This window comes from Kineococcus gynurae (genome assembly GCF_042433995.1).
Taxonomy (GTDB): Bacteria; Actinomycetota; Actinomycetes; order Actinomycetales; family Kineococcaceae; genus Kineococcus; species Kineococcus gynurae.
On the sequence record NZ_JBHLUI010000006.1, the window covers coordinates 77387 to 90602 of the forward strand.

Here is a 13216-nt window from a genome sequence, read left to right on the forward strand (position 1 = left end):
CGGGCCGCGCTCACGACGGGAGCAGGGGGGTCACCACCGCCCGGACGATCTCCGGCCCGGCCAGGGTCAGCACCGACTCGGGGTGGAACTGGACCCCGGCGAACCCGCTGCCGCGCAGGGCGACGACCTCCTCGCCGTCCCGGCTGACCTCGACCCCCTGCGCGGCCAGCTCGGCGGCCCGGGCGTCGTCCACGCGGGCGCTGAAGGAGTTGTAGAACCCGACGGTGGCCGAGGTGCCGAACACGTCCACGTCGAGCTGGGCCCCCTGGAACGGGGCGTCCTTCTTCCGCAGCGGCAACCCCAGGGTGCCGCACAGCAGCTGGTGGCCCAGGCACACGCCGAGCGCGGGGTTCCCGCCGCCGCGGGCCGCCGCCGACACGCGGCGGGCGATGCCCTGCAGCCGGGCGATCCGGGCGTCCCCGGCGTCCTCGGGGTCGCCCGGGCCGGGGCCCAGCACGACCAGCCCGCGGTGGGCGTCGAGCTCGGCGTCCAGGCTCGGGTCGTCGTAGCGCAGGACCCGGGCCCGCAACCCCGCCGAGGCCAGCAGGTGGGCCAGCATCTGCGTGAACGTGTCCTCGGAGTCGACGACCAGGGCCTCGCCCAGCGCCGCCCCGGAGGGGTTCTGCGGCTCCAGCCAGAACCGGGCCAGCCGGTCGCGGCGACCGGCCAGCAACGTCGCCACCCGGGGGTCGGCGATCATCGGGACGCGCCGCGAGGGACCGGCCGCCCCCGCCCCGCCCCCGCCGGCCCGGGCGGGCAGGGCCCCGAGCGCGCGCAGCACCCCGGCCGCCTTGGCGTGGGTCTCGGCGACCTCGCCCTCGGGCGTGGAACCCCGCACGAGGGTCGCCCCGACCGAGACCCGGACCCGGGCGCCCGCGGGCTCGGGACGGATGTCGGCGGTGCGGATGAGGATGGGGGAGTCCAGCGTCTGCGTCCCGTCCTCGTCGCGCCCCAGCAGAGCCAGGGCGCCCGCGTAGTAGGCGCGGCCCGAGGGTTCGAAGCGGCGGATCACCCGGCACGCGCTCTGCAACGGCGACCCGGTGACGGTGGCCGCGAACATGGTCTGCCGCAGCACCTCCCGGGAGTCCAGGGTCGACTGCCCGCGCAGTTCGAACTCGGTGTGGGCGAGGTTGGCCATCTCCCGCAGGTAGGGCCCGTGCACCGTCCCGCCGAGGTCGCCGACGGCGCACATCATCTTCAGTTCCTCGTCCACGACCATGAAGAGTTCCTCGACCTCCTTGGGGTCGGTGAGGAACTCCACGAGGCCGTCGACGTCGGGGCCACCGGCGGGGTAGCGGTAGGTACCGGAGATCGGGTTCATGACCACCTCGCCGCGGGCCATCCGCACGTGCACCTCCGGGGAGGCGCCGACCAGGGTGCGCCCCGGGGTCCCGTCGGCTGCGGTGCCGGTGTGGACGACGAACGTCCAGTAGGCACCCTGCTCGGCGACCAGCAACCGGCGGAACAGGCTGAGCGCGGTCGCGGGGGTGAAACCGTCCAGCACCGCGTCGACGTCGCGGCGGATCACGAAGTTCGCCCCGGAACCCTCGGCGATCTCGGTGTCGATGATGCGGCGCACGACCGCGGCGTAGTCGTCGTCGGACAGGTCGGGGGCCACGTCGCGCAGCGCGACCTCGGCGTCGGGCAGGACCCGCACGGCGTCCTCGACCGCCAGCTCGGTCACCGACTCGATGCTCAGGACCATCAGGGGGGTGCCGTCGTCGTGGACCTCGAACCCCCGTTCCCGCAACTGCCGGAACGGGACCAGGGCGAGCACGTCGCGACCCCCGGTCCCCGACCCGGTCCCCGGGCCGGTGACCGGACCGGAGGGGAGGGGGATGTCGGCCAGGTCCTCCACGACGCTCACCGGGCCGGTCAGCACCTCGACCGGGCCGGGTGCGCCGGTGCGGGGATCGATGCGCCGCAGCAGCGCGAACGGCGGTGCCCCGGGGGCGAGGAGGTCGGCGACCACCTGCTCGGGGTCCCGCGGCCGGGCGGCGGGCTGGTCTGGCTGGCTCATCGGATCTCCTCGACGGACGGGTGGGGGCGGAGCCGTCGAGGGTGCACCGGGGGTCGGTCCTCCTCGACGAGGCGACCACCCGGGACGTGGGTGTCAGGCGGTCGCCGGCACCCACCACCACGCACCACGGAACCCGCACGGGGCGGGTCGGCGGGACGCGGTGGGCTGCACAGTTGAGCACCATACCCGGCGGCCCCTCGGCCCGGGACATAGCCTGACCGGCGTGACCGGAACCACAGCGAACACCCGTCCCACGATCTTCGTCATGTACGGCGTCTCCGGCGACCTGGCCCGCCGTCTCGTCCTGCCCGCCTTCTTCGAACTCGCCCGGCGCGACCTGCTGCCGGAGCACTGGCGGCTCGTGGGGGAGGTGCGCGGGGACGCCCTCGACCTGGTCGAGCACGTGCGCGACGCCCTGGAGGAGTTCGGTCCCCGGCCCGGGGACGGTCCGTTCGAGGAGTTCGCGGCCCGTCTGCTCTCGGCCGGGGGCGGGATGAGCGAGGAGAGCGCGGGCGACCTGCCCGAGGTGCTGAAGCAGGCCCGCGACGCCCTGGCCGCCGAGGGGGCCGAGGACGCCCAGCTCGTGCACTACCTGGCGATCCCGCCGACCGCGTTCCTGGACTACACCAAGGCCCTCGACGCCCACGGTCTGGCCGAGGGGTCCCGGGTCGTCTACGAGAAGCCCTACGGGACCTCGCTGGCGACGTTCGAGGAGCTGGAGACCGAGGTCAAGCGCGTCTTCTCCGAGGACCAGGTCTACCGGATCGACCACTTCCTCGCGTTCGAGGCGATGCAGAACGTCCTGCACGCGCGTCTGGCGAACCCCTGGCTGGCCGGCATCTGGAACCGCGAGCACGTCGCCCAGGTGCAGGTCGACGTGGCCGAGACGTTGGACGTGGCCCAGCGGGCGGAGTTCTACGACGCGACGGGCGCGTTCCTCGACATGATCGTCACCCACCTCTTCCAGATGGCGGCGACGGTGGCCCTGCAGCCGCCCGCCGACCTCGCCCCGGAGACCGTCCAGGCCGCCCGTGACGCTGCGCTGCAACGTTTCCGTCCGCTCGACCCGGCCGAGGTGGTCCTCGGGCAGTTCGAGGGTTACCTCGACATCGAGTCCGTCCCCGGCGACTCGACCACGGACACGCTGGCCGCCGTCCGGCTCTGGATCGACGACGACCGCTGGCGCGACGTGCCGTTCCTGCTGCGCAGCGGCAAGAAGATGGCGGCCGACGAGCAGCGCGTCACACTCGTGCTCAGGGGTGCCTCCGAGGGGCCGTACGCGGAGGGGGCGGAACTCCCGTCCGAACCGGCCGCGGTGAGTTTCTCGTTGCTCGAGGGCGGGGCGATCGACGTCCGGCTGGTCGTCCGGACCCCGGGGGTCGAGGGCGGGACGTCGCTGACGACCGCGACCGCCCCCCTGGACGGGCTCGACTCCGGGCGCGCCGCGCTGCCCTACGTCCACCTGATCGAGCACGTCCTGACCGGGAACCGGTCGTTGTTCACCGGGGTCGAGGGCCTGCGGGCCGCCTGGACCGCGGTGCAGGAGTTCTCCGAGAACCGCCCGCCCGTCCAGGGCTACGCCCCCGGCACCTGGGGGCCCGCGGCGGTCGACGAGCTGGCCGCGCCCGGGGCGTGGTTCCTGCGCTGAGCCGACCTCCGCTCAGGCGGCGAGGACCAGGGGGGCGACCGGGGCGACGAGCAGTCGGCCCGGCGTCCCCCACCGGCCCTCGTGCAGCGCCCGCACCACGACCAGGGGCGGGCAGCGGCGGGACAGCACCACCGTGGCCAGCAGCAGGCTGATGACGGAGCAGACGGTCACCGACGTCTGCGCCGTGGCCGCCCCGTAGACCGACCAGAGCGTGGCGGAGAGCTGGGTCAGGGCGAAGGTGCCGGGCGCCAGACCGTGCAGCGGGGTCCGGCTGAGCACGACGAGGACCTGCGGGAGCATCTTCACCAGCGACACCACGGTCGCCGCGATCCCGACCAGGACGGGCCCGCCCAGCAGGGTGGCGGCCGTCAGCACCCCGGCCCAGGCGGCCGCCGCCAGGGCGGCCGGGGCGAGGCGCAGGCCCAGGCGGCGGGCGATGAGCACGAGGGTGGCCAGGGCGCAGAGCAGTCCGGGGACGTTGGCGACGAGCTGGGCCGGGTCGAGCAGTTGCAGCCCGTAGAGCAGCCAGCCCGAGGACGACAGCACCCCGAGGACGGCCGAGGGGTAGGACAACCCGCTGGCGTCGGGGGTGCGCAGCAGCCGCACGACCTGGGGGACCCCGGTCACGATGCCGAGCCCGGCGGCGACCAGGCCGAGGGTGGGGACGAAGGGGGCGAGCAGGGCCAGCGGAGCAGGTACGAGCACGTGGTCCTGTGTCGGCCGTGGGCCCCGCCCTGCTTGAGCCGGCCATGACGAGCCCGGGGTGAGACCTGCGTCACCTCACCCGGTCGGCGGCACCGTTCGCCTGCTGCGGCAACGAGAATCCGGCGCCCTGCTGCACGCGGACGCGGGGTTGCGCCTGGGGGGCCTCGACCTGCAACCAACGCACGAGCTCCTCGCGGACCGCGCAGCGCAGGTCGAACAGTTTCGGCCCGCCGTCGGCGCTGACCAGGACCCGCACGCGGACGAGTCCGGTCACGGCGTCGGTGACCTGGACGGCGAAACCCTGCTGGTTCCACAACGGGTGCGCCCGCACGAACCCGTCGAGGTGGGTCCGCAGGTCCTCCAGCGGCACGTTCCAGTCCACGTCCACCTCGACCGTGCCGAGCAGGTCGTCGGAGGTCCGGGTCCAGTTCTCGAACGGGGTGGTCGTGAAGTAGGTCGAGGGCAGGATCAACCGCCGGCTGTCCCACACCTTCACCACGACGTAGGTGAGCGTGACGTCCTCGATCGTCCCCCACTCGCCCTCGACGACGACGACGTCGTCGACCCGCAGGCCGTCGGTGAAGGCGATCTGCAGGCCGGCGAAGACGTTGGCCAGCGAGGTCTGGGCCGCGAGCCCGGCGACGACCGACAGCAGGCCCGCCGAGGCCAGGACGCTCGTCCCGACCCCCTCGGCCCCGGGCACGGTCAGCAGCATGAGGGCGGCGGCGACCACGACGATCGCGACGACGACGATGCGCTTGACCAGCCCGACCTGGGTGCGCCGCTGCCGGTTGCGCCGGTTGTCCAGCATGTCGGTGCGGTAGCGCAGCAGCACCACGTCCTGCACGACGTTGGCGGCGACCACGGCCAGCCAGGCGATCGCGGCCACCAGGAACAGCTTGAGCACCGCGAGGGTGGGGGCGCGCCAGGGCGCCACCTGGGTGTAGACGTCCAGCGCGGCGACCACGGCCCCGGTCGCCAGCAGCAGCGCGAGCGGTCGGCGCGCCCGTCGGCCCAGCGTGGCGAGGATGGCGTGCCGGGTGCCGAGCCGGCGCAGCACGAGGGCGACGACCTCACCGGCGGTGACCGCGACGAGGGCGGCGACCGCGGCGACGGCCAGGGTGAGCCAGACCGACTGGCTGATCGTGGGCAGGGTGAACACGTCGGTGAGGGACAGGAGAGGCACGGAGCTCCTCAGGGAGGTCGAGACGGTGGACATCGACGTCCTGCGGACCCGGCCACCGTAGAGGAGATCACCGACGGACTCATCCCGGGATCAGCCGGGGAGCCAGGACACCTTCCCGGCCAGGGCCGCGTATCCGACGAAGGCGACGACGTCGATCGCCGTGTGCGCCACGATCAGGGGCATCGTGCGGCCGGTCCGCTGGAAGATGCGCCCGAAGATCACCCCCATGATCACGTTGCCCAGGAACCCGCCGAGGCCCTGGTAGAGGTGGTAGGAGCCGCGCAGCAGCGAACTGACGGCGAGCGCCGCCGCGTCGTGGACGCCCAGCTGCCGCAACCGGTGCAGCAGGAACCCGGCGACGAGCACCTCCTCGAGGATGCCGTTCTCGGCCGCGACCAGGACCTGCACCGGCACCGCCCACCAGACGTCGCCGAGGGTCGAGGCGGCGACGTTGGTGTTGAGGCCGAGGGCGCGGGAGGCGAGGTAGAACAGCAGCCCGGCCCCGCCGATGGCGGCGGCGATCCCGAGACCTGCGGCCACGTTGCGCCCGAACCGGCGGAAGTCGACCCCGATGGTGGCGAAGGACTCCCCGCCGCGCACGAGCAGGTAGCCGACGAGCACGACCGGCATGAGCCCGGAGACGATCCCGGCCAGCTGCAGGGAGAGGTCGAGCCACGGCCGGTCGGGGGCGTAGCTGCCCAGCACGACGGACGTCTGGGCGTTCAGGGCCTGCGGGGCGGTGAGGAGGCCGAGGAACCGGATGAGGGCGCGCACCCCGCTCATCCCCAGGGACACGCCGAAGACGGCGACGAGCTCCCAGACGATGAGCCGGCGTTCGCGGCGGTCGGTGACGACGGGCACCCTGCGAGCCTGCCCTACGCGGCTGGGGATTCCCCGAGGTGGCTGAGCGCGAAGTCGTGCAGCAGACCGTTGCTGGCCACGGCGTTGCCGCCGTGCGGCCCGGGAGTGCCGGTGCGGTCGGTGAACCGGCCCCCGGCCTCGGTGACGATCGGCACCAGGGCGGCCATGTCGTAGAGGGCGAGCTCGGGTTCGGCGGCGAGGTCGACGGCCCCCTCGGCCAGCAGCATGTAGGACCAGAAGTCGCCGTAGGCGCGGGTGCGCCACACCTGCCGGGTGAGGGCCAGGAAGTCCTCCAGCTTGCCCGCGGCCTCCCAGCCGTCCATCGAGGCGTAGGAGAACGACGCGTCGGCGGGGTCGGCCACGCTGGACACCGAGATGCGGGTGGCCGAGGAGAGGCTGCGCCCGGTCCAGGCGCCGGAACCCTGGGCCGCCCACCAGCGTCGTCCGAGGGCGGGGGCGGAGACGAGCCCCACGACGGGTTCCCCCTCGTCGAGCAGCGCGATGAGGGTGGCCCACACGGGGACGCCCCGGACGAAGTTCTTGGTGCCGTCGATGGGGTCGACGACCCACTGCCGCGCGCTGTGCCCGACCAGCCCGAACTCCTCGCCGAGGACGGCGTCGCGGGGGCGGGTGCGCTTGAGCTGGCCGCGGATGAGCTCCTCGGCCCGGCGGTCGGCGTCGGTGACCGGGGTGAGGTCGGGCTTGGCCTCGACGGTGAGGTCCAGGGCCTTGAACCGGTCGGTCGTGACCCCGTCGACCTGGTCGGCGATGACGTGCGCCAGGCGCAGGTCGTCGTCGTACCGTGGACGGGCGGAGGACGGGGTCTGCAGGCCCGCGGCGCTGGGAGTCACGCGCGCGAACCTACCGGTGCGCCCGCCCGGGACGGCCGTGACCCGCCCCGGGGCCTGCAGGGAACGTCCAGGTGTGCCGAGGATGCTGGTGCGGGCGGCGGGGTGCCGCCCGGGGAGGAGGGTGAGGATGGCCGCCACGGAGATCCGTGGGCCGGGGACCGAGGGGCTGTCGGCCCTTCCGGTGTCGCAGCGGGCCCGGGCCTGGTTGCTGAGCGTCGGCGGGCTCGTCGGGTTCGTGGCCGCGTTCGTGCTCACCGTCGAGCGCTTCAAGCTGGCCGAGAACCCCTCCTACGTCCCGAGCTGCAGCATCAACCCGGTGCTCTCCTGCGGTTCGGTGATGGCGACCCCGCAGGCGGCGCTGTTCGGTTTCCCCAACCCCCTCATCGGCATCGCCGCGTTCGCGGTGTCGACGACGCTCGGGGTGCTGCTGCTCGCCGGGGTGCGGCTGCCGCGGTCGGTGGAGCTCGGTCACCTGGTCGGGATCACCCTGGGCACGGTCTTCATCGGGTGGCTGATCACGCAGTCCTTGTACGAGATCGGGGCGCTGTGCCCCTACTGCATGGTCGTCTGGGCGGTGATGATCGCGACGTTCTGGACCGCGCTCGCCGACGCCCTGGACCGCCGGGTCCTGCCGGTGCCCGAGACCCTGGCGCCGGTCGCCCGCGCGGTCGTGGAGTTCCGCGTCCTGCTGACGGTCCTCAGCTACGTCGCCGTGGTCGCGATGATCGGCGTCCGGTTCTGGTCCTACTGGAGCGGGCTGCTCTGATCCTCGCGGTCGCGGCCGCGCTGCATGTCGGGCTCGCGCTCGCCGCGCAGCGTGGCCAGCAGCCGGCGCAGCGAGGCGAGCCGTTCCGGCCCGGCGCTGCCGGCCCGCCCGGCCGCGACCCACGCGTCCAGGGCGCACTCCTCCTCGTCGTGGGTGCACCCGCGGGGGCACTCCTGCTCGCCGTCGCGCAGGTCGGCGAAGGCACCGAGGACCCGCTCCGGGTCCACGTGGGCCAGGCCGAAGGACCGGATCCCCGGGGTGTCGATGATCCAGCCGCCGTCGGGCAGCAGCATGGCGGCCATCGAGGTGGAGGTGTGCCGCCCCCGACCGGTCACGGCGTTCACCGAGCCGGTGGCCCGGTCGGCGTCGGGGACGAGGGCGTTCACCAGCGTGGACTTGCCCACCCCGGAGTGCCCGACCAGGACGCTGGTCCGCCCGTGCAGGCGCTCGCGGACGGCGTCCAGCCCGACGATCCCGCCCTCGCCGCGCGACGTGACCACCGCGTCCAGACCCAGGGGGGCCCAGGTGGAGAGGACCTCGCGCGCGTCGCGCAGGTCACCCTTGGTCAAACAGAGCAGCGGGTCCATCCCCGCGTCGTAGGCCGCCACCAGGAACCGGTCCACCAGGCGGGCCCGCGGTTCGGGGTCGGCGACGGCGGCGACGACCACGAGCTGGTCGGCGTTGGCCACGACGACGCGTTCGACCGGGTCGGTGTCGTCGGCGGTGCGCCGCAGCACGGTCCGGCGCTCGTCGATGCGCACGATCCGGGCCAGGGTGTCCGCCCGCCCGGAGGTGTCCCCGACCAGGGCGACCTCGTCACCCACCACGACCCCGGTGCGGCCCAGCTCGCGGGCCCGCATCGCGGTGACCAGGTGGCCCCCGTCGGTCCCCTCGACCAGGCAGGTGCTGCGGCCGCGGTCGACGACGACCACGCGGGCGGGGACGGCGTCGGCGTGCCGCGGACGTTCCTTGGTCCGGGGACGCGAGCCGCGCCGGTTGGGGCGGATGCGGACGTCGTCCTCGTCGTAGCGCCGGCCCGGGGTCATCCGGTCACCACCGCGTCACCGCCGCGTCACCGCTGGGCGCCTCGGAGCATCCCCGTCCACAGCCCCGGGAAGTCGGCGAGCGTCTTGCGGGTGGTGGCGACGTCGCGGATGCGGATGCCCGGCACCCGGAGACCGAGGACGGCGGCGGCCGTCGCCATCCGGTGGTCGTGGTAGGTCTCGACCGTCCCCGCGTGCAGCGGCGCGGGGGTGATGAGGAGACCGTCCTTCTTCTCCTTCACCTTGCCGCCCAACCGGTTCAGCTCGGTCGAGAGCGCGGCGAGCCGGTCGGTCTCGTGCCCGCGCAGGTGCGCGATCCCGCGCAACCGGGTCGGCGACTCGGCGAGCGCGGCCAGCGCGGTGATCACGGGGGCCAGCTCCCCGGCCTCGTGCAGGTCGAGGTCGAGGCCGTAGAGCTCCCCGGTCCCGGTGACGGTCAGCCCCTCGCGGTCCAGGCTGACCTCGGCCCCCATCCGGTCCAGCACGTCGCGCAGCAGGTCCCCGGCCTGGGTCGTCGACTGCGGCCAGTGCGGGACGGTGACGCTGCCGCCGCAGACGGCGGCCGCGGCCAGGAACGGGCCGGCGTTGGACAGGTCCGGTTCGACCGTCACGTCCAGGGAACGGATCTCCCCGGGCTCGACGCTCCAGGTGCCGGGGACGGTGTCGTCGACGACGACCCCGCAGTCGCGCAGCACCTCGACCGTCATCTGCACGTGCGGCTCGCTGGGCAGCGGAGGACCGTCGTGGACCACGGTCAGGCCCTCCGGGCACCGCGCGCCGACGAGCAGCAGCGCGGAGACGAACTGGCTGGAACCGGAGGCGTCGATCCGGACCGTGCCCCCGCGCAGGCCCCCCGGGGGGGCGGCGACGGTGAAGGGGAGCAGGCCCCGACCCTCGTCGGCGACCTCGGCGCCGAGGTCGCGCAGCGCCCCGATCAGCGCGGCCATCGGGCGTTCGCGGGCCCGGGCGTCACCGTCGAACAGGACGGGAGAGTCGGCCAGGGCGGCGACCGGGGGCAGGAAGCGCATGACGGTGCCGGCCAGACCGCAGTCGACCCGCCCTCCGCCGCGCAGCGGCTGCGGGCGCACGACCCAGGCCGGCTCGTCGTCGAGCACGATCTCGTCCACCACGGTCCCGAGCTCGCGCAGCGCCCCGACCATCAGCCGCGTGTCGCGGGAGTCCAACGGTGCGCGGAGCAGGGAGTCCGTCTCGGCCAGCGCGCCGACCACCAGGTAACGGTTGGTCAGCGACTTGGAGCCGGGCACCGTGACCGTGGCCGCGAGAGGGCCGTCGGCCACCGGGGCGGGCCACGGGTCCAGCAGGGCGCCCGGGGCGGGATGGGAGGGGTCGGAAGAGGCCGTCGAACTGCTCACGGCCCAATCCTGACAGTCGCCCCCGACATCACCGACATCCGGCTCAGGTGAGCCGGGCCGCCGCGAGCTGGAGGTCCTTGCGACCGGAGTCGGCGACGTGGCCGGCCTCGCGGGCGGCGAGCGAGGCGGCCCGCTCGACCTCGCGCACGGCGTGCTTGGCGACGCGGGACGCGTCGCGCGCGGCGCGCCCGCTGCGCCAGGCGAGACCGGGCTTGCCGGCCGTGTCGACCGCGGCCAGCAGGGCCGCACCCAGCAGCGCGACGTCCTTGAGGAAGTCGCCCATGACCTCCTTGCGCACCTCCCGGTCCTTCTCGGCCCAGAAGGGGTGGCTCAGGTAGGCGACCGGCGCGCTGGTGGCGGCCAGGACGGCGGCGCTGACCCGGGGCGCACGGCCGAGGGCGAACAGCACCCCGGCCCCGGCCATGGCCAGGCCGTTCAGGCGGACGATGAGCACCGGGTCGTTGGGCAGGTGCAGGGGGCCGGAGACGGCCCCGGCCAGCGGTTCGGCCGACGGGGCCAGGTCGCCGGCGTGACGGATCTGGTCGATCCCGGTCTTCACGAAGATCCCGGCGAGCATCGGACGGGCCAGTCGGCGCACAACGGTCATGGGGATTGCCTACCGCATCCGGGGCCCGCGCGCACCGGCGGGGGCTGGCAGGGTGGGGCGCGTGTGCGGACGGTATGCGCTGCGGCGCGACATCGACGACCTGGTCACCGAGTTCGAGGTGGACCCGATGGACGCGGCGGCGCGCGACGCGCTCGCGGCCGGGGCCACGCGCTCGACCAACGTGGCGCCCACCACCACCCCGCCGGTGGTGCTGGAACGGGTGCCCCGGGGCCGCGACGGGACCGTCGAGGACGCCCCGCCGACCCGTCAGCTGCGGGCCCTGCGCTGGGGTCTCGTGCCGAGCTGGACGAAGGACGCGGGGGAGGCGACGAAGGGCGCCGCCCGGATGATCAACGCCCGGGCCGAGTCGCTGCTGACCAAGCCCGCCTTCGCCAAGGCCGCGCTCACGCGGCGCTGCCTGGTCCCGGTGGACGCCTGGTACGAGTGGCAGGTCAGCCCCACGGTGGTCGAGGGCGGCAAGCCCCGCAAGCAGCCCTTCGCGGTGCGGGCCACGGACGGTTCGGTGCTGTCCCTGGGCGGCGTCTACGAGTTCTGGCGCGACCCGGCCCGACCCGACGACGACCCGGCCCGTTGGTGGGTCACCTTCGCCGTCGTCACCACGGCCGCCGAACCGGGACTCGACCGCCTGCACGAGCGGATGCCGCTCGTGGTGCCCCGGGACCTGCGCGACGCCTGGCTGGACCCGTCCCTGGGAGAGCGCGAGGACGTCGAGGCGCTGCTCGCCGCCCTGCCGCGGGACCTGTTCTCGGCCGAAGCGACGGGCGGGCCGCTGCTGGACGCCCATCCCGTCCCGCGCCGGGTCGGCAACGTCCGGGTCGCCGACGACGGTCTCCTCGACCCGGCGCCGCCCGCGGAGCTGGACGGGGCCGTCGACCTGCGCACGGGGGAGCTGCTCGGCACCTCCGCCTGAGGGCGCGGTCGGAATGAAGGCCCCCGGTCCGCGGTTCGGACAGGCATGCTCGAACTCCTCGACGCACCGGTCCGTGCGCCCCGTCCGCAGGTGCTGATCCTCAGATCGCGCTCGGGCGAGGTCCAGGTGAGACGACTAGGCTCGCCCGCGATGACCGACGAGACCTCGCGGGCTCCCGAGGAGACCGCCACCGAGCGCACCGAGCGTTTCGAGCGCGACGCGCTGCCCTTCCTCGACCAGCTGTACTCCGCGGCCCTGCGGATGACCCGCAACCCGGCCGACGCCGAGGACCTCGTCCAGGACGCGTTCGCGAAGGCGTACGCCGCGTTCCACCAGTACGCCCCCGGGACCAACCTCAAGGCGTGGCTCTACCGGATCCTGACGAACACCTACATCAACACCTACCGCAAGAAGCAGCGGCAGCCGCAGCAGTCTCACGCGGAGGAGATCGAGGACTGGCAGCTGCACCGGGCGGAGTCGCACACCTCCACCGGGCTGCGCTCGGCCGAGACCGAGGCGCTCGACCACCTGCCCGACACCGACGTGAAGCGGGCGCTGCAGCAGGTGCCGGAGGACTTCCGGATGGCGGTGTACCTCGCCGACGTCGAGGGGTTCGCCTACAAGGAGATCGCGGAGATCATGGGCACGCCGATCGGCACCGTGATGTCCCGCCTGCACCGGGGGCGACGACAGCTGCGCGACCTGCTGCGCGACTACGCCGTGGAGCGCGGGGTGAGCGGGGCCCGTCCCGCCGACGCCGAGACCGTCCGCGGAGGTGCCTCGTGAGCGCCGCCGAACCGGCCCTCGGTGACGACGCGGGCCAACCCCTGACCGAGGCCCGCCGCGCCCACTGCCGCGAGGTGCTCGACCGCGCCTTCGAGTTCCTCGACGGCGAGATGGCCGACCTCGACTGCGACGCGGTCCGGGCCCACCTCCTCGAGTGCGCCTCGTGCGTGGTGCAGCTGGCCGAGGACGAGGAGCTCAAACGGGTGATCCGCTCGGGGTGCCCGTGCGAGGAGGCCCCGACCACGTTGCGGGCCCGCATCCTGCTGCAGATCACCGAGGTCCGGACCACCCTCGGCTGAGACGAGAGGAAGCCCCGGACCGTGACCGGTCCGGGGCTTCCTCGCGTCTGCTGCGCAGGCTCAGGCGTTGGGACGCTTGCCGTGGTTGGCGGCGTTGCCCTTGCGCGAGCGGCGCTTGCGGCCTCGCTTGCTCATGGGGT

Annotated in this window: 14 protein-coding genes; 5 read left to right on the top strand and 9 right to left on the bottom strand. The window is 74.1% G+C overall.

Features of this window, described 5'->3' with window-relative positions:
- Window positions 1–10: 10 nt before the first annotated feature.
- Entirely contained in the window at window positions 11–2020 is a 2010-nt protein-coding gene (locus tag ACFFKU_RS05125; RefSeq protein ID WP_380136218.1) for an anthranilate synthase family protein, read from the bottom strand.
- Window positions 2021–2285: 265 nt separating this feature from the next.
- Here ACFFKU_RS05125 and ACFFKU_RS05130 point away from each other — a divergent pair, with 265 nt between their 5' ends.
- Window positions 2286–3668, top strand: coding sequence for a glucose-6-phosphate dehydrogenase (locus ACFFKU_RS05130; protein ID WP_380136462.1), 1383 nt, complete (start codon window positions 2286–2288; stop codon window positions 3666–3668).
- 12 nt (window positions 3669–3680) lie between these two features.
- Here the strand turns inward: ACFFKU_RS05130 and ACFFKU_RS05135 are convergent, their stop codons facing one another.
- The 4 genes from ACFFKU_RS05135 to hisN form a co-directional block, all read right to left on the bottom strand.
- Window positions 3681–4373 carry a SemiSWEET family transporter gene (locus ACFFKU_RS05135; protein ID WP_380136219.1) on the bottom strand — a complete coding sequence of 231 codons (693 nt, stop codon included), beginning with the start codon at window positions 4371–4373 and terminating at the stop codon, window positions 3681–3683.
- Window positions 4374–4443: 70 nt separating this feature from the next.
- Entirely contained in the window at window positions 4444–5559 is a 1116-nt protein-coding gene (locus ACFFKU_RS05140; RefSeq protein ID WP_380136220.1) for a mechanosensitive ion channel family protein, read from the bottom strand.
- A gap of 90 nt (window positions 5560–5649) precedes the next feature.
- Window positions 5650–6420 carry a CPBP family intramembrane glutamic endopeptidase gene (locus ACFFKU_RS05145; RefSeq protein WP_380136222.1) on the bottom strand — a complete coding sequence of 257 codons (771 nt, stop codon included), beginning with the start codon at window positions 6418–6420 and terminating at the stop codon, window positions 5650–5652.
- 14 nt (window positions 6421–6434) lie between these two features.
- A complete protein-coding gene (gene hisN, locus ACFFKU_RS05150; protein ID WP_380136463.1) occupies window positions 6435–7250 on the bottom strand; it encodes a histidinol-phosphatase in 816 nt (271 codons plus the stop codon).
- A 148-nt stretch (window positions 7251–7398) separates the two neighbouring features.
- Between hisN and ACFFKU_RS05155 the strand changes: the two genes are divergently transcribed.
- A complete protein-coding gene (locus ACFFKU_RS05155) occupies window positions 7399–8037 on the top strand; it encodes a vitamin K epoxide reductase family protein (RefSeq protein WP_380136224.1) in 639 nt (212 codons plus the stop codon).
- On the opposite strand, the gene rsgA is transcribed toward ACFFKU_RS05155, so the two are convergent.
- The 3 genes from rsgA to ACFFKU_RS05170 are packed head-to-tail and all read right to left on the bottom strand — an operon-like array spanning window position 8016 to window position 11060.
- A complete protein-coding gene (gene rsgA, locus ACFFKU_RS05160) occupies window positions 8016–9083 on the bottom strand; it encodes a ribosome small subunit-dependent GTPase A (protein ID WP_380136226.1) in 1068 nt (355 codons plus the stop codon). The two genes, ACFFKU_RS05155 and rsgA, sit on opposite strands and share 22 nt — an antisense overlap.
- 26 nt (window positions 9084–9109) lie before the next feature.
- A complete protein-coding gene (gene aroA / locus ACFFKU_RS05165) occupies window positions 9110–10453 on the bottom strand; it encodes a 3-phosphoshikimate 1-carboxyvinyltransferase (protein WP_380136227.1) in 1344 nt (447 codons plus the stop codon).
- A 43-nt stretch (window positions 10454–10496) separates the two neighbouring features.
- Window positions 10497–11060: a DoxX family protein gene (locus ACFFKU_RS05170; protein ID WP_380136228.1), complete on the bottom strand. Its 564-nt coding sequence runs from the start codon at window positions 11058–11060 to the stop codon at window positions 10497–10499.
- Window positions 11061–11121: 61 nt separating this feature from the next.
- Between ACFFKU_RS05170 and ACFFKU_RS05175 the strand changes: the two genes are divergently transcribed.
- The 3 genes from ACFFKU_RS05175 (at window position 11122) to rsrA (ending at window position 13076) form a co-directional block, all read left to right on the top strand.
- Window positions 11122–11991 carry an SOS response-associated peptidase gene (locus ACFFKU_RS05175; RefSeq protein ID WP_380136229.1) on the top strand — a complete coding sequence of 290 codons (870 nt, stop codon included), beginning with the start codon at window positions 11122–11124 and terminating at the stop codon, window positions 11989–11991.
- A 150-nt stretch (window positions 11992–12141) separates the two neighbouring features.
- On the top strand, window positions 12142–12777 hold the full coding sequence (locus ACFFKU_RS05180) for a sigma-70 family RNA polymerase sigma factor (protein WP_380136230.1): 636 nt from the start codon (window positions 12142–12144) through the stop codon (window positions 12775–12777).
- Complete coding sequence (rsrA, locus tag ACFFKU_RS05185) at window positions 12774–13076, top strand: mycothiol system anti-sigma-R factor (protein WP_380136232.1); 303 nt, start codon at window positions 12774–12776, stop codon at window positions 13074–13076. Before ACFFKU_RS05180 ends, rsrA begins: the two co-directional genes overlap by 4 nt.
- Window positions 13077–13136: 60 nt before the next feature.
- Here the strand turns inward: rsrA and ACFFKU_RS05190 are convergent, their stop codons facing one another.
- Window positions 13137–13211 (bottom strand): 50S ribosomal protein bL37, encoded by a 75-nt coding sequence (locus tag ACFFKU_RS05190; protein ID WP_099052597.1) that lies wholly within the window; start codon window positions 13209–13211, stop codon window positions 13137–13139.
- Window positions 13212–13216 lie beyond the last annotated feature (5 nt).